General features: G+C 45.2%; 21 protein-coding genes and 1 tRNA gene. 8 read left to right on the forward strand and 14 right to left on the reverse strand.

The window, feature by feature from the left end; all coding sequences use genetic code 11:
* Positions 1–38: 38 nt before the first annotated feature.
* From J7623_RS09495 to J7623_RS09515, 5 genes are all read right to left on the reverse strand, one after another.
* Positions 39–257, reverse strand: coding sequence for a hypothetical protein (locus J7623_RS09495; protein ID WP_291919596.1), 219 nt, complete (start codon positions 255–257; stop codon positions 39–41).
* 29 nt (positions 258–286) lie between these two features.
* Positions 287–940 carry a phosphatidylserine decarboxylase family protein gene (locus J7623_RS09500; protein WP_291919598.1) on the reverse strand — a complete coding sequence of 218 codons (654 nt, stop codon included), beginning with the start codon at positions 938–940 and terminating at the stop codon, positions 287–289.
* A gap of 86 nt (positions 941–1,026) precedes the next feature.
* Complete coding sequence (locus J7623_RS09505; RefSeq protein ID WP_291919600.1) at positions 1,027–1,911, reverse strand: phosphatidate cytidylyltransferase; 885 nt, start codon at positions 1,909–1,911, stop codon at positions 1,027–1,029.
* Positions 1,912–1,991: 80 nt separating this feature from the next.
* Positions 1,992–2,237 (reverse strand): DUF2007 domain-containing protein, encoded by a 246-nt coding sequence (locus J7623_RS09510; RefSeq protein WP_291919602.1) that lies wholly within the window; start codon positions 2,235–2,237, stop codon positions 1,992–1,994.
* A 27-nt stretch (positions 2,238–2,264) separates the two neighbouring features.
* Positions 2,265–3,215: a CPBP family intramembrane glutamic endopeptidase gene (locus J7623_RS09515; protein WP_291919603.1), complete on the reverse strand. Its 951-nt coding sequence runs from the start codon at positions 3,213–3,215 to the stop codon at positions 2,265–2,267.
* 185 nt (positions 3,216–3,400) lie between these two features.
* Here J7623_RS09515 and dusB point away from each other — a divergent pair, with 185 nt between their 5' ends.
* Complete coding sequence (gene dusB, locus J7623_RS09520) at positions 3,401–4,468, forward strand: tRNA dihydrouridine synthase DusB (protein ID WP_291919605.1); 1,068 nt, start codon at positions 3,401–3,403, stop codon at positions 4,466–4,468.
* A 43-nt stretch (positions 4,469–4,511) separates the two neighbouring features.
* Positions 4,512–5,081, forward strand: a complete 570-nt coding sequence (locus J7623_RS09525) for an NUMOD4 domain-containing protein (protein WP_079471790.1) — start codon at positions 4,512–4,514, stop codon at positions 5,079–5,081.
* Between the two features lie 75 nt (positions 5,082–5,156).
* Here J7623_RS09525 and J7623_RS09530 read toward each other — a convergent pair whose 3' ends face one another.
* Entirely contained in the window at positions 5,157–8,447 is a 3,291-nt protein-coding gene (locus tag J7623_RS09530) for an AAA domain-containing protein (protein ID WP_291919611.1), read from the reverse strand.
* A gap of 312 nt (positions 8,448–8,759) precedes the next feature.
* Here J7623_RS09530 and proC point away from each other — a divergent pair, with 312 nt between their 5' ends.
* Positions 8,760–9,557, forward strand: coding sequence for a pyrroline-5-carboxylate reductase (proC, locus tag J7623_RS09535; protein ID WP_291919613.1), 798 nt, complete (start codon positions 8,760–8,762; stop codon positions 9,555–9,557).
* Here proC and J7623_RS09540 read toward each other — a convergent pair.
* The 6 genes from J7623_RS09540 to J7623_RS09565 all read right to left on the reverse strand — a co-directional run bounded on the left by J7623_RS09540 (position 9,554) and on the right by J7623_RS09565 (position 19,481).
* Positions 9,554–10,048: a histidine phosphatase family protein gene (locus J7623_RS09540; RefSeq protein WP_291919614.1), complete on the reverse strand. Its 495-nt coding sequence runs from the start codon at positions 10,046–10,048 to the stop codon at positions 9,554–9,556. The genes proC and J7623_RS09540 overlap by 4 nt on opposite strands.
* A gap of 254 nt (positions 10,049–10,302) precedes the next feature.
* Positions 10,303–12,030, reverse strand: a complete 1,728-nt coding sequence (locus J7623_RS09545) for an amidophosphoribosyltransferase (RefSeq protein WP_291919616.1) — start codon at positions 12,028–12,030, stop codon at positions 10,303–10,305.
* 324 nt (positions 12,031–12,354) lie between these two features.
* Positions 12,355–13,737 (reverse strand): peptidylprolyl isomerase, encoded by a 1,383-nt coding sequence (locus tag J7623_RS09550; RefSeq protein ID WP_291919618.1) that lies wholly within the window; start codon positions 13,735–13,737, stop codon positions 12,355–12,357.
* A 228-nt stretch (positions 13,738–13,965) separates the two neighbouring features.
* On the reverse strand, positions 13,966–17,766 hold the full coding sequence (infB, locus tag J7623_RS09555) for a translation initiation factor IF-2 (protein WP_291919620.1): 3,801 nt from the start codon (positions 17,764–17,766) through the stop codon (positions 13,966–13,968).
* Positions 17,753–19,000: a transcription termination factor NusA gene (gene nusA, locus J7623_RS09560; RefSeq protein WP_079471571.1), complete on the reverse strand. Its 1,248-nt coding sequence runs from the start codon at positions 18,998–19,000 to the stop codon at positions 17,753–17,755. The genes infB and nusA overlap by 14 nt, the downstream gene beginning before the upstream one ends.
* A gap of 16 nt (positions 19,001–19,016) precedes the next feature.
* Positions 19,017–19,481: a ribosome maturation factor gene (locus tag J7623_RS09565; protein ID WP_291919624.1), complete on the reverse strand. Its 465-nt coding sequence runs from the start codon at positions 19,479–19,481 to the stop codon at positions 19,017–19,019.
* 166 nt (positions 19,482–19,647) lie between these two features.
* Here J7623_RS09565 and J7623_RS09570 point away from each other — a divergent pair, with 166 nt between their 5' ends.
* The 3 genes from J7623_RS09570 (at position 19,648) to J7623_RS09580 (ending at position 20,641) form a co-directional block, all read left to right on the forward strand.
* Positions 19,648–19,944, forward strand: a complete 297-nt coding sequence (locus tag J7623_RS09570) for a DUF2752 domain-containing protein (protein WP_291919625.1) — start codon at positions 19,648–19,650, stop codon at positions 19,942–19,944.
* Positions 19,945–19,954: 10 nt separating this feature from the next.
* On the forward strand, positions 19,955–20,305 hold the full coding sequence (locus tag J7623_RS09575; RefSeq protein ID WP_291919627.1) for a TM2 domain-containing protein: 351 nt from the start codon (positions 19,955–19,957) through the stop codon (positions 20,303–20,305).
* An 84-nt stretch (positions 20,306–20,389) separates the two neighbouring features.
* Positions 20,390–20,641: a hypothetical protein gene (locus tag J7623_RS09580; protein WP_291919629.1), complete on the forward strand. Its 252-nt coding sequence runs from the start codon at positions 20,390–20,392 to the stop codon at positions 20,639–20,641.
* Between the two features lie 35 nt (positions 20,642–20,676).
* Here the strand turns inward: J7623_RS09580 and J7623_RS09585 are convergent, their stop codons facing one another.
* Positions 20,677–21,306, reverse strand: a complete 630-nt coding sequence (locus J7623_RS09585) for an HAD family phosphatase (protein WP_291919630.1) — start codon at positions 21,304–21,306, stop codon at positions 20,677–20,679.
* Positions 21,307–21,439: 133 nt separating this feature from the next.
* Between J7623_RS09585 and J7623_RS09590 the strand changes: the two genes are divergently transcribed.
* Positions 21,440–21,513, forward strand: a tRNA-Ile gene (locus J7623_RS09590).
* Positions 21,514–21,593: 80 nt separating this feature from the next.
* Here the strand turns inward: J7623_RS09590 and J7623_RS09595 are convergent.
* Positions 21,594–22,805: an acyltransferase gene (locus J7623_RS09595; protein ID WP_366838673.1), complete on the reverse strand. Its 1,212-nt coding sequence runs from the start codon at positions 22,803–22,805 to the stop codon at positions 21,594–21,596.
* A gap of 266 nt (positions 22,806–23,071) precedes the next feature.
* Between J7623_RS09595 and J7623_RS09600 the strand changes: the two genes are divergently transcribed.
* Entirely contained in the window at positions 23,072–23,977 is a 906-nt protein-coding gene (locus tag J7623_RS09600; RefSeq protein ID WP_291919631.1) for a hypothetical protein, read from the forward strand.
* Positions 23,978–23,993: the final 16 nt, after the last annotated feature.

The raw sequence follows: 23,993 nt of genomic DNA on the forward strand, positions 1-23,993 counted from the left end.
CTCTGGTCATTCGCTTTTATAGCTTTTTGCTTTCAGCTTTATGCTTTCGGCTTCTTCGCCGCCGCCATTCTCAGGCTGGCAGTCTTAGAAGGCTGCTGGCAGCAGCTTTTACCTTTTTCGTTTGGTTTACAGGTTGCCGCAGAGCATTCTTTTTTAGCAGGCTTTTCTGCTGTTTTGCTCTTTGTTTGTTCCTGGGCAAATGCAATGCCTGCCAGTAACAGGAGGGCTGCAGCGCCGGTAAAAGCTTTCTTTATCATAAATAATTGCTGTTTAGTGTCTAAAAATACTAGATTTTAGCAATAACAGAAACACCACCTTTTACTACTTCTTCCAGTTTTACGGCTACTTCAGTGCCAATAGGAAGGTAAAGGTCTACACGGGAGCCAAACTTGATAAAGCCCATTTCCTCGTTTTGTTTTACTTCCATGCCTGGTTTCAGGTAGTTTACAATTCTGCGGGCGAGTGCACCGGCTATTTGTCTTACCAGGATGGCCGTTTTGCCGTTATCAATCACTACAGAATGTCTTTCGTTTTCTGTAGAGGATTTCGGATGCCAGGCCACCAGGTATTTACCAGCATGGTATTGCGACAGTTTCACGGTACCACTGATAGGGTTACGGTTTACATGCACATTGGCTGGGCTCATAAAAATAGACACCTGCAGGCGTTTATCTTTAAAGTACTCTGGTTCATACACTTCTTCAATAACCACTACTTTACCATCACAGGGAGAAATCACCAGTGAGTCTCCGGCAGTATATTGTCTTGATGGAATCCGGAAAAAGGATACGATGAACAGGAAGAATGCCAGGGATATCAGAGATACTGTCCAGCAAAGGCCGGAACAATTACCGAACCAATAAAAAATGGCCCCGTTAATTAACGCCAGTACCAGGAATACAAGGGAAATGGTAGCAAATCCTTCACGATGGATCTTCATTGTTTTACTATTAAATGATTGTTTTAAGTGTTAAATCGTAGTGCGAAGGTAGTTCAATTCAATTTTTTCAGCATACGAAATTATGGTTAAGCCATCATAAAGAACTGAACATAGATCCAGGCGAAGGGAGCCGCCAGTAGCAATGAGTCGAAACGATCCATGAATCCGCCATGGCCGGGCATGATATTGCCAGAGTCCTTTACGCCGGCCATTCTCTTTAATTTAGACTCAATCAGATCGCCGATGGTACCAAATATAGCTGCAATGAGGGCCAGGGCTATCCAGTGCTGCAGGGCGAGGTAGCTACTTCCCCAGAAATGACCATAGATGCCGGCGGTGGCTACCGCCAGGATCATCCCGCCTACGGTACCTTCAATGGTCTTTTTCGGTGAAATTGCCGGAGCAAAAGGCGTACGGCCAATCAGCGAACCCACTATGTAGGCCATCGTATCATTGATCCAGATAAAAATAATCAGCAATAAAGGGATCAGCCAGCCTGGCGCGGTTCCCACGTCCTGAGGCGTATAGTGAATATTGATGGCATTGAGCCTGATATGTATCAGCAGGCCAAATGGAATGATGATATACAACAGTCCAATAGCCGAGTAGCCGATGTTCTTTAAAGAGAAGTCTTTACTCATTAATACTTCTCCCAAGGGCATTACCAGCAGGAAAATAACCGCTACCCACCAGCCAATCAGGCCTGTGGGAATATGTCCGACCTGGAAGTTGTTGCCGGTAAAAGTGAGCAATATAGCAGCGCCGGCAACGGTGGCACCCCATTTATGGGAAGCAGGCACACCTGCATAATCAGGATCGATATGACGGATTAACTTAAAGTATTCCTGTAAGGCAAAGCAGCCAATCAGGAAGAAAAGCAGGAAAAAGGTATAGTCGGCCCATAAAATGCCGCCCAGCATTACTGCCACAAACACAAGCGCAGAGGCAGTGCGGGTAAAAAAAGTCTTCATTATGTTTAAATCTGATGATTAAATGGCTGCCCACAAATATGGGTTAAATAACCCTTTGGAGCAAAAATCCCCTCCGGTCCCTATCCGTCTACTTCATTGGGGTCGCCAGTGGGCAAATTGTTGTGAGAATGCACCAGACTTTTCGCCGTTTCTTCCTGGGATTGATGCACATACAGCTCTGCCTGCCCGGGTAAAGTAATGTTATAGGAAGAGGACTGCCTGTTTAGCAATACTGCATCTATCCCGTTGTCCAGCAACATGCCTTTCACTATCTCCGCTTCAAACGGTTTGTCACTTGAAAATATTTTAACCCAGTCTTTTTCCATAGTAATTGCTTTAATATCTTGGTAAGATTACAACTTTTCGTCCATTCCTATCTCGTTCACCTCATCCTTCTTATAGTTTTCCCTCGGCTCAATCATGGGCATAGGCGTTGACTTTTTTCGTAACGCCCAGAACAATCCAATGGCAAAAGGAATGCTCAATGCTACATAATACCACGCTATGGGTGTATCTTTCATAGGATCATCCGCCATCATTCCATGTTGGAAAAGGTATAACATCACTACCTGCGACCCATTATTCAGCACATGTGCCAGGATACTTAACCACAGGTTACCGCTAATGACATAGATAGCGCCCAGCCCAAAGCCCAGTGCCACACGTGGTAAAAAGTCGAGCATTTCACCATGTACGGCACTAAAAATAATAGAAGTGATAAATACGCCCAGCCATACTTTGCGGGTGCTTTTAATGATGAGTCGCTGTAATACGCCCCGGAAAAACAGCTCCTCTCCTATAGCTGGTACAATAGCTACCAGGATCAGGTTCACCAATAAATCCTTCGGAGATGGCATGTTCAGCATCACTTTCAGCAATTTTTCTGCCATCGCTTCCATGTCTCGGGCATGTTGTGATATGGGGAAGTGCTGATTCCATTCGCCCAAAATGCCGGCCAGTGGCAATACTGCATACATGGCAAGCAGGGCAATCACAATTTGAATGCCGGTTGGAGCGGGTTTTAAACCCAGAAACGCAGCCGGCCTGGGCTGCCACAGACAAGCAAAAATGGCAGCAGGCACAAAGAATACCACAACAGTATAAAGGAATTGTGTTATTTTCAGATAGCCGAGAAGGTTAGGATCGGTGAAAGCATTGCTTTGAATTGCCTCGAGGCTTTGACCAGTAATAGAAGGCGTTACCGCTTGCAGTACTACCAGGTATATAGCAAAGCACAAAAAGAAAAAGCCCAGGAAGGTAATAAACTGCAAGAAAGAGGAAGACTGCTTCAGATAACCGGTCATAAGAAAATACTGTATTAAATTTTGCGTAAATTTACAGCGCGAAATTCAGTTTTGCAGTTACTTATTGATGAATACAGCTCCCTGGTATATAGCTGTCACTGCAAAGAAATCCTGCTTGTAAAAGAAATAGTATATAAAATATTAAAATAATAACTACGGCAAAACCTGCCGTGGTTATACAAATTATGGTGAAGATAGGAAATATTGAACTGGGAGAATTCCCTTTATTACTGGCGCCCATGGAAGATGTGAGCGATCCGCCTTTTCGTGCGGTGTGCAAGGATAATGGGGCCGATCTCATGTATACAGAGTTTATATCTTCAGAAGGACTGATACGTGATGCCATCAAAAGCCGCAAAAAGCTGGATATTTTCGACTACGAAAGGCCGGTAGGGATACAGATCTTCGGCGGTGATGAGGAATCCTTGTCACTGGCAGCACAGATCGTAGAAACCACCAACCCCGACTTGCTGGATATCAACTTCGGCTGCCCCGTGAAGAAAGTGGCCTGCAAAGGCGCCGGCGCCGGTATTCTGAAGGATGTACCTAAAATGGTAAAGCTGACAGCTGCCGTGGTAAAGGCTACTAAGTTGCCGGTAACCATTAAAACCCGCCTGGGTTGGGATGATAACACCAAGAACATCGAGGAAGTAGCGGAAAGACTACAGGACGTTGGCATCAAAGCCCTCACCATTCACGGCCGTACCCGTACGCAAATGTATAAAGGCAGTGCCGACTGGACACTCATCGGAAAAGTAAAAAACAATCCCCGCATACAAATTCCTATCTTTGGTAACGGTGACATATGTACGCCGGAGCAGGTAATAGCCGCCAGGCAGAAATATGGCGTAGATGGGGTGATGATTGGCCGGGCTGCCATAGGATATCCCTGGATTTTTAGGGAGATTAAGCATTTTATGAAGACTGGCGAACATTTGCCTTTACCAACTGTTTTAGAAAGAGTGGAAGTTTGCAAGAAGCACCTCCGCCAATCAGTATCCTGGAAAGGTGAAGTAGTAGGTATCCTGGAAATGCGCCGGCACTACACAAATTACCTCAAAGGATTGCCGCATATCAAAGAATTCAGACAACAATTAGTAACTTACAATACATTAGCTGAGATAGAGGAAGTACTAGACGCGGTGGTGTTACAATACAAGGACCATATATTCGAAAGGGCCGCTCCCCAATTAGCTGCACACGATTTTCTGCCAGCTGATACTGAAATGGCTGGTTGTAACGTTTACGGATAAACGGATAACCCCAGCGGATAAAAAAAACAAAAATTACTTTCACATGACCACAATTAAAAATCTGAAAAATGAAGTCTGGAAAGACTTACAGATTAAAAACAAATCTGCCCTGCGTAAAAAATACGCCGTTTCAAACATGGGGAGAGTGATCAGTTATCATGAAAGTACCGAAGATGGTAAGCTGCTCACGGGATCTACCGTGGAAGGCTATACGGTATTAAACGTAAAGCCTGCCGATAGCTACCAGTCGCTCTACCTGCACCGCGAGGTGGCTAAACTTTTCAGTAAAAAAGGTGGCCGGGCACACAAATATGTGATTCACCTGGACTACGATAAGAAAAATAATAAAGCCTCCAACCTCCAGTGGGCAACCAAGGAGGAAATGGAAGAACATCAGCAAAAAAGCCCTGCAAAGCTGGCCTATAAAGAAAAACAACGTAACCGCGTAAAAGGCCTGAAGCTGAATGTGACCAAAGTAAAGAGCATTAAACGCCTGCTCAATAAACCCGGTAAGAAAACGATGAAGCAAATCGCTGAACAGTTCGATATCAGTGAAATGCAACTGTACCGCATTAAAAGCGGGGAAAACTGGGGACACGTAACCTTGGATTAAAGCCTGGCTTACCAGGAGTGATCATATATGATGTTGTCTAAACTATGGCCATACTAACCGTGTGGCCATAGTTATTTATAACACACCCCTCTCCATCTCGCCCAACATCTTCCGGTAATGCACACTGTCCTGTAATACGGGCTCATAGCCAAGAACAACCACCTGTTTTCGTGCACGCGATAACGTTACCAGCAGCTTACGGTCCACTTCTATCGCTTCCTCGTCCCAGTTAAACTGCCCCAGGCATTGTAATGTCTGCACCTGGGCTGCATGATATACCGCCAGGGAAACAATAATAATGTCGTTTTCAGATCCCTGGAAGCGCTCCACGGTATCTATATTGATATCCTGCAGGGCGGCATCTTCCGCGATCAGCTCACGGATAAGACTGATTTGCGTACGCCATGGGGTGACCACTCCTACTGTATCTTTATTGAACTGGGCTCCATAACGGGATTTCAGGTGTTGTAACAATGATACCACCCACTGCGCCTCCGTTTTGTTCATTTTTGAGGTAGCCTCATAGGGACTGGCAACAAATACCTTTCTTCCTAAAGATAAAATCCGCTCCCATCCTATGTTCTCATGATTTTTATATAAATCGAAGCCCGCTTTTTGTTCCGGCCTTCCGGAAGATAACTGGCCAGCATAATAATGGTTCACCAGTGCCGCAATGCTATCGTGCATCCGGAAATGGGTATTCAGCATGCCCCAGGCATGGCGCCAGTGGCTGGTTTTACAACGAGATATCAGTCGCTCAAAAATAGACGTACGCAGGTCACGGATGCCTACCTCCAATAAGCAAGGCGCTTTCGCCTGGCAGAAATACTCTTCCTGCGCTACTACCGGCGGCAACTGGTTCTGGTCTCCGATAAGGATAAATTTGCGGAAAGGCATTAACAGGCCGAGTAGCTGGGGCTCTGTCAATTGGGAGGCTTCATCTACAATTAAGGTATCGGTAGGAATCCCCATCATTGTTAATTGCTCCAAACGGGTAGCCATTGTAGCTACCGTGGCCACAAACACACGGTGGCTGGTGATATAGCTACGGGCTTCATCCAGCGATCCTTCCAGGCAATATTGTTTTAATGTTAGGGATGCCTCCGAGCTGCGCCCGCCCATACGCAGGTGCGTGATGTTTTTTGCCGTCAGCTTATGGCAAATTTCTTCTACTGCTTTATTGGTGAAGGCCACAATGATGATGTGGTGGTCTTGTTTCACCATTTCCCCCACAATAGTGGTTAACAGGGAAGATGTTTTCCCTGTGCCAGGTGGGCCCTGCAGCAGGTAGTAGTCCTGCGCTTCCAGGGCCTGTTTCACAATTTGTTCCTGGTTAGGATTAAACATCGCAGGCGTAGGGTGTTGTAATGGGTACCAACGGGGCGCTGTAAGGCCCAGTAATATATTGGTGCGTTCCCGATAGCGGGGCGAAATTACATGAAACAGGGAGGAGGTAGCTATCCAGTAGTTGGATTCATAAATATCATGTTCAATGATCCATTCATCAAACTGCCGGAAAAAATCCAGGGTCATTTGCCGGTTATTCAAAGAAAAACTCAGCAAATCTCTCCCCACTTCCTCTATCCTGCCCTTTAGCAGCTGTTGTTGCATGGGCTGCAATTCCGTACTGGTACGGGGATATATAATGGCGGTATCTCCCTTGCGGAAGTTGTGGCTAACGGGCACGACTATATCAAATAATACCGAACTGTTTACCGTATCAAACTCCCGGAAACGAAGCCCGGGGATAATATTGAAACGGGAAAGCTTGTCTTTTTCCTGTTGCAGCCATAGTGCGGCAAAGCCATCTGCATCATCTTCCCGGTTGATTTCGGAGAACATGCCGCATTTTGCCTGCAGATATTCCCGCAGCATAAATGCCAGAAACTCGTGGTAGTAGGCCTTTGCTACTGGTGGGGCGGATTGCCAGGCCTGTTCAAAAGCTGTGAAATGTGCTGCACTGAAAGACGGCAGGCCAATGGCCGCAGCCGTAGTAATGGTAGACAATATTTCAAACTCGCAGCCAGCCAGCCGGAGCAGCATTCCTACTACCTCATTGCGAAGTACAAGTAAGTCATTTTCTGTGAGATGGGTACTGCTCACATTCCTCAATGGATTGGTTTCAGCGGCGGAGTATAGAATTGCCGAGCTGCCTTTGCGATGCCGTCCGAAGGCAGAGCGTAGCAACAGGTTATATCCTACTACCTGCATTTCATGGTTCTTCCAGGTATTGTAGTCGGGGCATTTGCCACTTTTTAACTCAAATATTTCCTTGCGGTATTCATCGGTTTCATCTTCTGCCATGAGGTCCAAACGCCCCTGCAGGCCGTATTGGGCAGAGAAAAAGGTCGGCTCAATACGTACTGGCTTATCCTGTAGTTCCTTTACGGTATTATAAAGATTACCCCAATGATGTTGCTTTATATCCCGGAACATCTCATTTATTTTTTCCCGGCCGTAGGCGGCTGCCTGTAGCACGTTTTCGGCGACAGCTTCAATAAAGGAACTTTTAAAATCAATTTCACGGTTGCGCAACATTTCGTCCAGCAGGGCATTTACGAGGTTTCCCTTGAATGCGGCGGGGCTGGATTGCTGGGGTGTTAGTTTTTTAACAAGATATAAAAGGCGGTTAGGCCCTTTATGGGTAAAGCATTCCGCGAGGTCACTGATATCAATCAACAGATCTGGCTCCAGCACTACCTGGCTTTCGCTGGTGGTGGCGTATTCGTGACCGGCGGCGCCCTGGCGGCAATGAAGTACGTGAATGGTGTCATATGGCCGCAGCAAGCCATGTAAAGACAGTACAGTCGCCGGATCCATGTGCTCCAGTTGAAGCTGGAAGTCGCCTTGTTCATCATTTTTCACGTTGAGCAGCAGGGTGTATTTTCCGAGAGTGTCAGTGTTTAGTGGGCCTACTGCCGTTACCATACACTTGAGAAGCGCCATGTTGTCGGGCCGGTGCTGGTAGGCCAGCGATAATTTATGTATACCCACGGGAGCATAAATCTCCGTTAATGAGGCGGGAGGAGCAACCTGGTAGCACCAGGCTACGGACTCGGTGAGGGCTTTGATGCAAAGCAGGTGCTCTGCGTCCTGCAGTGGGAACATTCCACGTGTAGCCTTGTTCGTTAGTATACGGAGTGCTGTCAATTGTTGGAGGATATCCGGAGGAACAGTCTGCCGGTCGAAGAAGAATTGCATGCGCGCAAACAGGTTCCCGAAGGAGCGGGTTTCTTTCCTCGTTAATTCCCTGAAAAGGATCTCCAGTATTTGCTTATAGTGTCGGGTTTTTTCTTCTGTATTCTCAACACCGTGTGCTTCTCTTATCCTGGCGTAAAACGCAGTAGCTGTGTGTGATGCCTGCATCTATGCAAGATAAGCAAAAGCGCTCAGAGCGGATTTTGTCTTTGTTCAGGATTAGACTGATTATGCTGATTATATTTTAAAGATTTAAAAAGATGAAAAGAGATTGAAACGAATATTCCTATTTCAATCATTCATCTTCTTAATTAAAAAATAAAAATCAGCATAATCAGTCTAATCCTGAACAAAGACAACATTTGCTTCCATCATCCGCTTCAATAGCTTTTTGCTTTATGCCTTTCGTTTTCTGCTCCTTGCACGGATGCGTCTTTTGTTATACCTTCCGTAGGATTTATAATGTAAACATAAATTTTTATGTCAGCCAAAAAGATAGCCATTATAGGTGGAGGAAATCTGGGCTCGGCCATAGCCCAGGGATTGCTGAAGAGCGGTTTTTCAAAGGCCGGTGATATTACCGTTACCAAGCGCAATACAGGGACCCTTACTGGTTTGCGTGATGCAGGCGTACGGATAGAAACAGATAACGCGGTAGCTATCCGTGAATCAGAAGTAATTGTAGTGGCATTAAAACCCTACAATGTGCGTGAGGTATTGCAGGAGTTCAAATCGTCTTTTGACCCCAGTCGGCATATATTGATCAGCGTAGTAACCGGCGTGAGTATCGACGACCTGGAACATGTGCTTCCGGGAATGCCGGTAGTACGTGCCATGCCGAATACAGCAATTGCCATACAGGAATCTATTACATGTATTGCGCATAAGCATGCAACGGAAGAGCAGATACGCTATATAAAAACGATGTTTGACCAGTTAGGCGCTACCGTTATTATTGATGAAAAGCTGATGGATGCGGCTACTGTACTTGGAGCTTGTGGCATTGCCTATGCCCTGCGTTATATCCGCGCCAATATTCAGGGCGGTATTGAAATTGGCTTTGATGCACGCACGGCCAGTCTTATTGCGGCGCAAACGGTGAAGGGCGCTGCGGAATTGCTGATCCGGGAAAATCGTCATCCGGAAGAGGAAATTGATAAGGTAACTACGCCCAAGGGCTGCACAATTGCGGGCTTAAATGAAATGGAGCACCAGGGTTTCAGTTCTTCACTGATCAAGGGGATTACTGCTTCTTATAACAAGATCGTGAAGGATTAATCTTTCCGTGGATATTCAAAGAAGAGGAATTTTTTCTTTGCCAGGTCGAAGTCTTTCCAGTTGTCGGTGTCGGCTTGTATGCCGAATACGCCGGCAGTAGGGACATTATCTATCCTGATTTCTTCCGTAAGGTAGTTGGCAAAATCGGTAATGCCGGGATTATGTGCAAATATGGCAACGGCGCCGAAATCGTCATCTATTTTGGTAATTACCTTCAGGAAGGTAGCGGCATAGCAGAGATAAAGCTCTTCTTCCAACAGGATGGCCTGCTTGGGATATTTCCATTCGCCAGCCATTATTTTGGCGGTAGATCTTGCTCTCTTTGCCGGGCTTGAAATAATTAATTCCGGTACCATCCCCCGTGAAATAAGGTATTGTGCCATTTCGGGCGCATTTTGTTTCCCTCTTTTATTGAGTGGCCGGTCAAAATCATCCATGTCTGGATCGGTCCAGCTGGATTTAGCATGACGTATAAGTAGTAACGTTTTCATGGGCTGAAAACCAATAGTTAGCTAAAACGAAAATACAGATTTTACAGGAAGTTAACTTCTTAGGCTTATACAGTTCGACTGGAAGCGGTTATTTAAGATAAAATTAACATGCGTTTGGGAGAAGCAGAAAACGTAAAGCATAAAGCAAAAAGCGATTAAAGCGAATAACAAGAGCAAATGAGTAATTAACGTACTCGCTCTTCTTATTCGCTTTAATCGCTTTTTGCTTTATGCTTTACGCTTTCTGCTTTTTATTAATATCCTCTTTCGTTTTTGCCTTCCATGTAGTTCATAAATGCTTTATTCACTACGCGGTTACCACCCGGTGTAGGGTAATTACCGGTGAAGTACCAGTCGCCCAGGTTGTTTGGACAGGCCAGGTGCAGGCTTTCGATAGATTGGTAGATCACTTCTATTTCCGCTTTGATACCACCAGGGTTCAGTATTTCTGCGATTTTTGCAGAGATCTGTTCTGGCGTAAACGGTTTATAGATGTTCTTCACCACGTTTTGAGCGTGAAGGGTATTGGTGCGTTGCAATTCCTTGCAAAGGCCATATGCTTCGTGCAGGATGTGTTCCTTGCCGTGATCTTTCAGCAGCGCAATAGCGGCCTGGAAGGCTACGAAATCACCCATTTTGCTCATATCGATTCCATAGCAGTCCGGGTAGCGGATTTGCGGAGCAGAAGATACGATGATGATCTTCTTGGGTCCGAGGCGATCCAGCATTTTCACGATACTTTCTTTGAGGGTGGTACCGCGAACAATGGAATCATCTATTACCACGAGGGAGTCAATACCGGGTCTTACCTTACCGTAGGTGATATCGTACACGTGTTGTACCATTTCATTACGGCTGGAGTCTTCGGTAATAAACGTGCGCATTTTCACGTCTTTGGTAGCAATTTTATCGATGCGGATACGGCGATTCACCATTTCAGTGAGCTTTTCCTCATCAAAGTCCTTGCCCCAGGAAAGGATACGTTCAACCTTTATTTTGTTTAGATAGTCTTCCAGTCCTTTTAACAGGCCATAGAAGGCTACTTCAGCGGTATTAGGAATAAAGGAGAAGATGGTATTGCGCAGGTCATTATCGATGGCCTTCAGTACGGTACCAGAGAGGTAGCGACCGAGGTCCGTTCTTTCCTTATATATTTTTTCATCGTTACCGCGGGAGAAGTAAATCCTTTCAAAGCTGCAGGCCTTACGCTCTTTAGGTTCGAGAATTTGTTCGATGCTGTAGTCGCCATTATTTTTAACGATCAGTGCATTACCTGGCATCAGTTCCAGCACTTCATTTTCGCCTACATTGAAGGTGGTGCGGATAGCGGCTCTTTCGGAGGCAGCTACAATCACATCATCGTTGATGTAGTAGTAAGAAGGGCGGATACCGTGTGCATCGCGAATAACGAAGGCGTCACCGGAGCCAATGAGGCCGCAGGTATGATAGCCTCCATCAAACATAGAGAATGCCTGTTGCAGGATTTTTTTGATATCGAGTTCGTTACTGCCCTCGTTATCTTCCTTGGCGAGGAAATGGTGTACCACTTCCAGCATGGCAGCAAGGTCACTGTTTTTGTGTACTTCACCTGGTTGTGCTTTGGAGAATTCAAAGAGTTCTTCCGTGTTAATCAGGTTAAAGTTACCGGCCATTGCAAGGTTGCGGGCTGGTATGGTATTGTAGCGAACGAACGGGTGACAGAGTTCCACGTTGTTTTTACCCTGGGTGGCATAACGGATATGTCCCATCATCAGCTCACCGAGGAAACGCACATGTCCTTTCATCAGGCCGGGGTATTTGGTGATTTCCGGCTGATATTTTTCTATCTCCTGTATTTCATCACGGACTTTTCCGAAAATATCACCGATCGCCTGTGGAGCTGCGCTCCGGATACGGTGCATAAAGGGAACGCCAGGTTCGGTGTTCAGTTTTACGGTAGCCAAACCAGCGCCATCCTGGCCTCTGTTATGTTGTTTTTCCATGAGCAGGTATAGTTTGTTTAGCCCATAGAAAACGCTCCCATATTTTTGTTGGTAGTAGGAAAACGGTTTTCTTAATCTTATAAATGCCAGACCGCATTCATGTTTGATCGCATCACTCATGGCAGAAAATTGAAGTCGCAAAGGTACGGCAAAAAAGGGGAAAACCAGAAAGGAGGTGGGAAAGCTATCAGGAATAGCGGGGAAGCTATTAGCTTTTAGCAGTTAGCTATTAGCCTTTAGCAATTAGCAAAGCGGAGATAAAGGCTGATTGCTTCTATCTCCGCTTTACTAAAGGCTGATAACTAACTGCTAAAAGCTAATTTATTATTGTTTAGCCAGGGATGCCATCCATTGGCTAATACGGTTACAGTTTTTGTATTCGTCGTCTACATGCACATAGAAAGTCGGGATTTTTTCGATGAGCCATTTGTTGATCGCCTCAGCACGTTTGATATCCAGGGTACGTTGTTGTACGCGGGAGTAATCATCCGTGAGGTTTTCCCTATGTGGTTGTGACTTGGATTTCAGGTAAACAATACGTACCGCCTGGCGACCAGTTTCGTCTGTGAATTGTACTGGTTTAGAGATGCCGCCTGGTTTCAGGGTATCGAGCATCATTACAATTTCTCTTTCGCCGGGTTCATCCAGCTGGTCAATAGTGATCAGGGTGCTACCATCGCCGGTTTTAGACTGGAGCATCCCTCCATCAAATTTAGCGCTTGGGGCATCACTGTATTTAGCCACTGCTTCTGAGAAGTTGATTTTGCCTGCCAGGATGCTGGAGCGGATAGAATCCAGTTTGGCGATATTAGCTGCCAGATCGGACTTGGTTACCGCTGCTCTCAGCAGGATATGTTGTACGGTCACGTTATCACCGGAACGTTTCACCATTTGGATCAGGTGATATCCGAATTGTGATTTTACCGGAGAAGAAATTTCGCCTTCTTTCAAACGGAAGGAAGCTGACAGGAATTCAGGATCCCAGTTTTTATCGCCGCGGCTCATTTGCATGATACCCTTATTGTCTTTTACACTAGGGTCTTCAGAGTATAAAATTGCCAGGGAGGAGAAATCAGATTCTTTGTTAAGTACACGTTTTTTGAAATCCAGGAGGCGGTCAATGGCATATTGGTCCATTTCACGGGTGGCCTTCGGTGTTAATACGATGGTACCTATTTCCAGTTCAGATTCGTAAAATTTGAGACTATCTTTTGGAATGGCGTCGTAGAAGCGTTTTACTTCAGACGGTGTTACTTTTACCGGTTCAATAATTTTGTTACGCATTGCCTGTGCCAGTAAGTTTTCCTTAATGGGCTGGCGGAAGCGTTCGCGGAGCTGGTAGATGGAGTAGCCGGTAACTTCTTTCATTTTTTCCTTACCACCGTACATCTGTTCGAAGTAACGGATACGGTTTTCCATTTGTGCTTCCACATCTCCATCACTTACGGGTAAGCTATCTCTTTCCGCTTGTAGTACCATGACTTTCTGGGAGATCAGCATTTCCAGTGTTCTGCAGGCAGCATCGGGCATCAGATTTCCATCTGGTGAGTTATGCATCTGATCTGCAAGCGCTCCATCCATATCGGATTTGAGGATAATTTTATCCCCTACTACGCCGATAATCTTATCTGCAATCAGTTTTTGCTGGGCCGAAGCGGCTTGCCAAATGAGCAAAACGCCTGCGGATAATGCTAAAAGTTTCTTCATACAAAAGCGGTAAAAATCAAAAATAACCATTTAAAAGGCAGTAGCATAGGGAAAGTCGACGGATTTAACAAAAGTTTAGATGAAAAGGGCTCGCAGCTTTTTATGGTAGATAACCAGCTGGTAGCGAGGAGATTTAAAAACAATTAAAGCGAATAATATCAACGAGGTAATCGCTGGTATCATCCGCTTTAATTGCTTCCTGCCTTGGGCATTATGCTTTAGGCATTATTATAATGTTCTCTTTACTTCTACTTCTTCAAAACCTTCGATGTTATCGTTTGGTCTGAGGTCGCTGTATCCGCGAACACTTAATCCACACTCCATGTTGGCGGCTACTTCTTTCACGTCATCTTTATAACGTTTCAGGGAGCCAAGTTCGCCGGTGAATACCACGATACCATCGCGTACTACGTTGATACGGGTGTTCCTGGTCAGCTTGCCATCGACAACGAAGCAACCTGCCACGGTAACCTTTTCGAATTTGTAAGTTTCGCGCACCTGAACGTTGCACACCACTTTCTTTTCGATTTTTGGTTCCAACATACCTTCCATGGCGCTCTTGATTTCATCGATAGCGTCATAGATGATAGAGTAGTTACGGATTTCAATATTTTCTTTTTCCGCCAGCTTAGCAGCCTGAGAAGAAGGACGTACCTGGAATCCGAGGATGATGGCGTCAGAAGCGGTAGCCAGCAATACGTCGGATTCTGTGATCTGACCTACTGCTTTGTGTACAATGCTGATAACGATTTCTTCGGTAGACAGTTTCTGCAGGGAGTCGCTCAAAGCTTCTACGGAACCATCAAAGTCGGCTTTGATGATCAGGTTCAGCTGTTTGAAGTTACCCAGTGCCAGACGGCGACCGATTTCATCCAGTGTAATGTGTTTCTTGGTACGGATACCTTGTTCACGAACGATCTGGGCTCTGCGGTTGGCCACTTCTTTAGCTTCAGATTCGTCGGAGTACATTTTAAATTTCTCACCTGCCTGTGGTGCACCGTTTAAGCCGAGCACCTGTACTGGCATAGAAGGACCTGCTTCATCCATTTTCTGACCACGTTCGTTGAACATGGCTTTGATTTTACCGAAGAAGGAGCCGGATACGATGGTATCGCCCTGACGGAGGGTACCATTTTGTACCAGCAGGGAGGCAACGTAACCGCGGCCTTTGTCCAGTGTGGCTTCCACGATACTACCAGATGCTTCGCGGTCGGGATTGGCTTTCAATTCCAACAGTTCTGCTTCGAGTAATATTTTTTCGAGGAGTACATCTATGTTTAACCCGTTTTTGGCAGATATTTCCTGGCTTTGATATTTACCGCCCCAGTCTTCTACCAGGAGGTTCATGCCGGCCAGTTGTTCTTTAATTTTCTCAGGGTTGGCGCCTTCTTTATCCACCTTGTTGATGGCGAATACCATTGGCAGGCCAGCAGCCTGGGAGTGGGATATTGCTTCCCTTGTTTGTGGCATGATAGCGTCATCAGCAGCTACCACGATAACAGCGATATCTGCTGCTTTAGCACCACGGGCACGCATCGCGGTAAACGCTTCGTGACCGGGGGTATCCAGGAAGGTAATTTTCTTACCGCTGGCAGTAGTTACCTGGTAAGCACCGATGTGCTGGGTAATACCACCGGCTTCACCGGCTACCACATTCGCGTTACGGATATAATCGAGGAGCGAGGTTTTACCATGGTCAACGTGACCCATGATCGTAACGATTGGAGCGCGAGGCAGGAGATCTGCGGGATCATCTACTTCTTCTTCATCATCATTTTCCTCTGCATCTTCCAGACCAATGAATTCAACTTCATAACCAAATTCGCCGGCAACCAGTTCTATTACTTCCGCGTCGAGGCGTTGGTTGATAGATACCATGATACCGAGGCCCATACATTTAGAGATTACTTCGGCGAAGCTTACATCCATCAGATTAGCCAGTTCGGATACAGAAACGAATTCTGTTACCTGGAGTTTGTTGTCTCCGGTTCCTTCCTGTGCTTTCTGCTGGGCTCTTTCTTCACGTTTATCTCTACGGTGTTTAGCTTTCACGTTTTTACCGCGACCGCCACCGAGTTTGGCCATTGTTTCCTTGATCTTATTCTGGATCTCGTTCTTATCGATTTCTTTTTCTTCAGTAGTGCGTTTGTCTTCACCACGGTGACCCTGACCTGGTCTGTTAAACCCGCCGCCCTGGCCTGGCCTGTTATAGCCACCCTGACCGCCTGGTCTGTTACCACCCTGGCCTTGACCGCCTGGACGGTTGTAGCCGCCACCCTGGCCGCCTGGTCTGTTACCACCCTGACCTTGACCGCCTTGTCCGGCTGGCCTGTTATAGCCGCCCTGACCCTGGCCTGCAGGTCTGTTGTAACCACCACCGGTTCCGGTGTTAGCGCCGCCGCCTGGACGATTGTTACGGTTATCGCCCTGTGGACGGTTTCCGCCCTGGCCCTGATGGCCGCCGCCACGGTTATCGTGGTGAGGGCGATTGCCACCTTGTCCGCCGCGATTATCATGATGTGGGCGGTGTTCACCCGGAGCGCCGCCTTCTTTGCGATCGCCTTCTTTGAAATCTTTAGGCTGAACAGGTTCAGGTTTCTTTTCTACGATGATACGCTTGCGTTTGCGTTTCTCGTCCCTGCTGAAGTTGTTTTTGTTGTTATCGCGTCTGTCAGATTGAACTGGCAGCTCAATTTTACCGATTACTTTAGGGCCGGTTAATTTTTCGGCCTGAATATTTTCGATAACAGCGGGACCAGGCTGTTCTTCCTGTGCCTGAGGGGCAGCCGGAGGAGGCGTTGGTGGTGTGTTATCGACAACAGTAGGTTTGCGATTTTCCGTTTTCACGACTTGTTTAACAGGAATATGCGCCGGTTCTTTGGCTGCAGCCGGTTTTGCCTCTTGTAATACTTCTTCCACTTTTTTAACTACAGGTTTATCTTCAACCGGTGCGGCTTTTTCCGTTTTTTCTGTCGTATCGGTCTTATCTGTTTTCGCTACTATCTCTGCCGGTGGGGTAGTTTCAGCTTTAGGGGCTGGTGCTACTTTTTCGGCTTTATCAGCTGGTTTTTCAGCAGCTGTGGTAGTTGCTTCCTGTGCAGGAGGAGCTGAAACAGGTTTAGGTGCCGGCTCTTTTTCAGCAACGGGAGCGGTAGTTACCGGGGCAGGTTTTTCTTCCTTTACCGGAGTGTGTACTGCTTCTGGCTGCGGAGCTGGAGTTTCTTCCTGTTCTGCTTTTTTAGCAACTGGTTTCTTGCGGTTTAATGCGTCCAGATCTATGGTAGTGATGACTTTAGGGCCGTTAATTTTCGGCGCTTCTGTTTTAACTACGTCTGGTTCTGCCGGAGGAGGCGTTGCCGGTGCTTTCGGAACTTCCGCAACAGGGGGAGCTGTAACAACGGTTGGTTCAGGCTTCGGTTCAGCTTTTTCCTTTGCGGGAGGTGTAGTTGTTTGGGCAACTGGCACCTGCGGTTGTGGTTCCGGTTTAGGGGTTTCCTTTACTGGTTCCGGTTTAGGTTGTTCCCTTTTTTCTTCGGGTTTTGGTACCTCTGCTACCGGAGCAGTGGGAGTTGCCTCTTCTTTTTCTTTATTGGTATTCTTTTTAGCCGCCGCTTCCGCTTCCTCCTTCTCTTTCTTCTTCATCGTTTCTAACACGCTTCCTTTGGGCAGGGCTATCTGGTCGCTTTTGCGCTTATTTGCCTTGTCCTGCTGGAATTCCGCCTGCAGTGCTGAGTACATAACAGCCGTAAGGCGGGCATTGGGAGAACCAAAGCCGCCCATGTCAAAGCCTTTATTGCCAAGGAAGTCGATGAGAGTTTCCTTACCAATATTAAACTCCTTGGCTGCAGCCAGCAAGCGTGGTGTGTTGTTTGTTGTTTCAGGCATATCGTATTTCGGGCCTCCCCTGTTTCCCGTTTCTTCAAAACGGGATGTTTTTTTACGTTTAAACAATAACTCGAAAAAATCAATTCCCTTTCTAATAAGGCCTTTACCTGGGAAGGGTTGTGGCTCGGCTTTATTCTTTGTCAAACTCTTCCTGTAATATTCTTCTTACATCCTGCACTGTCTCTTCTTCCAGATCAGAACGGCGAACCAGTTCTTCAACAGTCAGCTCTAATACGCTGCGGGCAGTGTCACAACCTATTCGCTTCAGTTCATCTATTATCCATTCTTCGATTTCATCCGAGAATTCCTCCAGATCGATATCAAATTCAGACTGTTCCTGTGCTTCATCACGGAATACATCAATCTCAAAACCAGTCAGTTCGCAAGCCAGCTTAATGTTTACACCTTTTTTACCGATGGCCAGTGATACCTGGTCAGGGTTGAGGTAAACAGAAGCGTATTTGTTTTCGTTATCCACTTCCATGCGGCTGATCCTGGCAGGTGTTAAGGAACGCTGAATCAACAGTTGAATGTTGGTGGTAAAGTTAATGATATCTATATTTTCATTTCTCAATTCGCGTACGATACCATGTATGCGGCTACCTTTCATACCCACACAGGCTCCTACCGGGTCAATACGGTCGTCGTAGGATTCAACAGCCACTTTGGCTCTTTCACCGGGTTCGCGAACTATTTTCTTGATGACAATAAGCCCGTCAAAGATCTCAGGCACCTCAATTTCCAGCAATTTAGCAAGGAAGGATGGATGTGTACGGGAGAGAATGATGAGTGGTGCATTGTTTTTCATTTCCACCTTCTTCACCACCGCTCTTACGTTCTCCCCTTTTTTGAAATAATCAGTGGGGATCTGTTCAGATTTAGGCAAAATTAACTCATTCCCTTCATCATCAAGCAATAAAACTTCTTTTTTCCAAACCTGATATACTTCGCCGTTTACAATTTCACCTGCTTTATCTGCATATTTCTTAACCAGGATGTTCTTTTTCAGGTCACCGATACGGGCAGATAAAGTCTGTTTAGCCGCCAGGATGGCCCTGCGACCGAAATCCATGATCTCTACCTCTTCATATAAATCTTCACCTACCTGGTAATCCGGTTCTACCTTGATAGCTTCGGAATAGGCGATTTGTGCATTGTCATCTTCTACTTCTCCATCAGTAACGATGGTGCGACGGCGTAATATTTCAAGGTCACCTTTTTCGGTATTTACAATCACGTCAAAATTCTCATCTGAGCCATACTTTTTCCGCAGCAGTGTTTTGAACACATCCTCCAGGACCTTCATCAATGTAGGACGGTCAATGTTTTCCGCCTCCTTGAACTCGGTAAATGACTCAATCAAGTTAATACTAGCCATGTTTAGTTGTTATATTTTAAAACACGATGCACACCTTTGTGTGCTTTATTTCATTAAGTTTTAAATCAGTTGATTTCTTTTCTTTTTTCTTGCCAATCAGCTCTTCAATGTTAATCATTTCTTCTGTAGCTGATTGCAGGGTGCCTTCTTTTACAGAGCCATCCAGCAAGGTTACTTCCACTTTACGTCCAATATTTTTAAGGTATTGTCTGTGTAATTTGAGCGGTTCATCCAGTCCGGGAGACGACACTTCAAGGGAGAAATCGTTGTTGGGGAACAGTTCCGCCGCTTCCAATAAAGGGTATAACTGGCGGTTAAATGACACCAATGTAGCCACCGGCACCCCTTTATCTCCATCCAAAAAGAGCTTAATATTGTTAGTGGGCTTAATTCTGATGTCTACCAAAAAATTGTCGGGATCATTAACCAGCAGTCCTTCTGCTATTTCCCGGATAGTTTTTATCACGTGTTCGTTTGCCATACAAAAAGCGCGAAGGGGACAATATCTCGTCCCCTTCGTTTGAATCATTTTTCCTTCTACAAAATTAGGATTTTATTTTGATTGAAAAACTATTTCTTTAACTTGTATATAAATATTTACGAGAGATGCACTGCCATCAATCATATGTGTTTTTAAAATATCTGACGTGGGTACTGCTTTCTGGCGAAAAATAAATATTGAATTCATCGCATGGCCCATGGGGCTTCTCCTCCTTTATTTGATGAAGCCCAACGAAAATGCCGCCAGCTTATGCTTATTCAAAAATATCGGTATCCCCTTTTGTCCAGGCTGCGGCCTAGGCCATGGTATCCATTATTTTTTACATGGACAATGGTTCGCTGCCATTCACCATCATTGGCTATCGCCTGTAGTGGTAATAGTGTTACTTTACCGCACTGCACAACTGGCCCGCCTTCAATATGCAGACTTTAAACAACCATAAACCCAATACTATGAGCGACTTTTCATTTGCCATGCTTCCCGGAATTGAGACAGAGGAAATGGTGTGGCTACAGGAACTAACCAAAAGCTATTCTGCCGAAAATAAACAGCGCTTTCTCTCTGTATACCAGAGCCGGCGCAAAGATCCTCAAACCATTCTGATCTGCAGCCTGATCGGCTTTGTTGCCGTAGCCGGCGTTCAACGCTTTCTGCTCAACCAGATCGCTATGGGAATTATTTATATAGTAACCTTCGGCTTTTGCTTTGTAGGCACCATCATTGACGCTGTTAACTATCGCAAACTGACCTGGGCCTACAATAAAAAAGAAGCCCTGGCTTCAGCCGCCTTGCTGGGGCTGTAATAGCCTCCCGGAAAGTTAAATAAAACTTAAAATGAGGTGATTTTCAGGGAGTCGGATACTATATTCCGCTAACTTTGCACCATTATGTTGAAACTATTCTTTTCCATATTTATTGCCTGGCTATTGTATAAACTGGTGTTTGATCTGCTCATACCAGGATATAGAGTGACTAAGCAGGTACGCCGGCAAATGAGCGATATGCAGGAGCATATGCGGCAGCAATATGAAAATCAAACAGGTGCACGGCCTGGCAGCAACCAGGAGCCTTCCACCCCTCCTCCCGGCCCCAAAAAGGTCGACAAAGGAGATTATCTCGATTTTGAAGAAATTAAATAAAAAGAAAGGCCCCCGTTAATGCGGGGGCCTTTCTTTTATACTGCATTTGCAGGACGGAAAATGTCAAGTATCGTTTTAGGAGGCGCCAGGTGAATAGTTTGTAAACCCACAGCCCTGGCCCCTTCTATATTCTGTGCCAGGTCATCTATAAACAAGGTCTCAGCAGGAATAAGCCCGTTTTCATCCAATACCATCTGGTAAGCCTCCTTGTCCGGCTTGCGCTGTCCCATCTCATGGGAATAATAAGCCCGGTCAAAGAAACTGCTTAACGAAGGAATACCACGGCTTTCCAGCAATAACCTGTTGAACTCCTCCAGGTGAATAGCATTGGTATTACTGAGTAAATAAAGCCCATAATGCTGCCGTAACTGCTGCAGCAACTGCAGGCGCTGCACCGGAAAATCCAGTAACATTGCATTCCAGGCCGTTTTCAACTGTTTATCCGTCACCGTTTCCGGTACATGTTTATGCATGGCTTCCAGGAATTCTTCTGTTGACACATGCCCCGTTTCCAACCCGTTGAATAAGCTGGAACCTTTATACTGTGAATAAAGTTCCTTAAAGTTTTTCACCCCCAACTCCGTAAAAGCCTTGTCGGTAAGCTGGTAGTCGATATTGAGAATAACACCACCCAGGTCGAATATAATATGTTTGATGCCTTGCATTGGTAAAAGATTGAAGGCAAATTTATTAAAGTATAGGCGTATGCGTTGGGAATAAAAAAATATTTTAGGTTAATTCAATAAAATAATTAATTTTGCCGTCCCTTGAAAAGGGGAATTTTTGTTCTTCGGAACGGGTCCTATAGCTCAGTTGGTTAGAGCACCTGACTCATAATCAGGGGGTCCCAGGATCATGCCCTGGTGGGACCACACGATAGAAAAGGCTTTCAGCGGATTGACGCAGAAAGCCTTTTTTCATTTGATACATGTTTTGAACCATACCCCTCCCCTCACACCACCGTAACCGGCGCCGGTTTCTTCACCAATCTCCGCCTGAACACCCGTTGTATCGGCAATTCAAAATAATAGTGAGCGGCAATGCTTACCGGAATAAGAACAGCAAAAAAGCATAGCAACGTAAAAGGCGACTGGTATATATGCTTGTCAATACCGGCCACAGATACTATCAATGCAAAAAGTACCATTAAAGGAAAATGAATCAGGTATATTGCATAACTGGCATTGCCCAATATCAGCAGCCATTTAATTTTTAAGCTACCGTAACAGGTTTCCAGCATTGCTAGTGAAAGTACGGTAGCCGGAGAAACAATAGTGCGAAAAAAAGAATTCCTGGTAACATCAAAAAGTGCGGTGTCATATGCACTACTTTTCCCGGGTAGCAATTGTTGAAGTACAAGTATACTGGTATGTCGGACGTAGGACCAGGCATATTCTGTTAAAACAAATACCCAGATAAGTAATGCCACAACTCCAATGATAAGCGCCTGCCTGGCAAGATGTTTCCTGGTAAGCAACCATTTGTATAAGTGAAAAACTAATCCTCCCAGAAAAAATGAATAGATCCCTTGTCCAACCATAGAATAAAAATGTTGTAACATGGCCCCTGCTAGAACGATGCCTATCAAAAGCCACTTTTTATGCTGCAATCGTTTATAGCTGAGCAGGAAGAAAAGCAGGTAGAGCAAAAATTCTACTGAAACAGACCATGAAGGACCATTGAATCCGTTGTAGATAGGATGGGACTCAAATCCCCAGCTATGGATCATTAGCAGGTTTAGAATAAAGTGGTAAGTATCGTTGTTCTGTATGATAAAAGGACGACTGTTAACTTTTATCATCATCGCCTGCAAAAATACCAATGCCACTAGCGTAACAACATGTATTGGATAGAGGCGGGTAACACGGTAGCAGATATAATTATTGAACGACGTTTCACGACTGCTTATCTTATCTGCATAAAACCAGAAGAAAATAAAACCGGAAAGAAGGAAAAACAGGTCTACGGCGTAAAAGGCGAGATTATAAAAAACAGACAGCCAGGGATACAGCGGCAATGGCATCTCCGATATAGCAGAAGGCATTGATGTATAATCAGTATACAAAAAGAACTGCCAATGGCATAAAACCACTATAAGCGCAGCAAATCCTCTGATTGCATCCAAACTGAAAAAGTACTTAGGGGCCATAGTTTGAGGGGACATGAGATAGTTTTCAAATAAGGGAAATTGGAAAATAAAAAAGTAAATAACCTGGCAACCAATAAAATTTAAGACCACAACACATGACTGAACTTCTTCTTACTATCCGATTTTGATGATGCAGTACAAGCCATAACATTCAAGACTACATTTTGTTGTATATGCACAATATTTTATAAGTTCTCCAAAATGAACAATATGGACGCTATTATGTTTAGTGTGAGAGCGATTATTTTTAAAACCAGCATCTATTAAATTCACCAGTCCTGATGAAACAATTAAGGAAGCTAGCGAATGTTTTATACCAATCACTCTATGTTACCCGGAAAACCCAGCAAACCGATATACTGCTTTTGGGAAAACTCCTGGCAAGGCAAAACAAAGAATTACCCATACTAAATAATCTTGCAGAGGCCGAGTTTAAAGTATTTTCCCAATCCGGCGATGATGGCATTATTCAATATCTCATTCATAAGATTGATATCCCCAACAAAACATTTATAGAATTTGGCGTAGAGAATTATGTAGAATCTAACACCAGGTTTCTACTCCGAAACGACAACTGGTCCGGCCTGCTAATTGATGGAGGTCAGAAAAGCATTGACTATATCAAATCTGATGATATCTACTACCAGCATAACCTGGAGGTGGTACAAGCGTTTATTACTGCGGAAAATATTAATGAGCTGATTATATCTGGTGGAATGACTGGTGAAATAGGGCTGCTATCTATTGATATAGACGGTAATGATTATTGGATCTGGAAAGCGATCAAGGCGGTACAACCTGTGGTGGTGATCATGGAATATAACAGTGTTATGGGAAAAGATATCGCGGTAACCGTGCCGTATAAGGCAGATTTTGTAAGAGAAAAAGAACATTACAGCCATCTTTATTTTGGCGCTTCATTGAAGGCCCTGTGCCTGCTGGCAGAAGAAAAGGGATACGCTTTTGTAGGATCCAACTCGTATGGGAATAATGCCTACTTCGTAAGAAAAGACAAGGTGGGAAATCTGAAAGTATTTACTGCTGAAGAAGGGTACGTATTGTCCCTGTTCAGGGAAAGCAGAGACCCCAGGGGCAATATGAATTATCTGTCTGGCGCTGACAGGTATGCGTGTATAAAAGGGCTTCCTGTATATAATGTACAACTTAATGTAATAGAGCCATTGTAATGCTGAATTTTTTATT

Origin of the sequence: Chitinophaga sp., assembly GCF_017745275.1 — a bacterium.
GTDB lineage: Bacteria > Bacteroidota > Bacteroidia > Chitinophagales > Chitinophagaceae > Chitinophaga.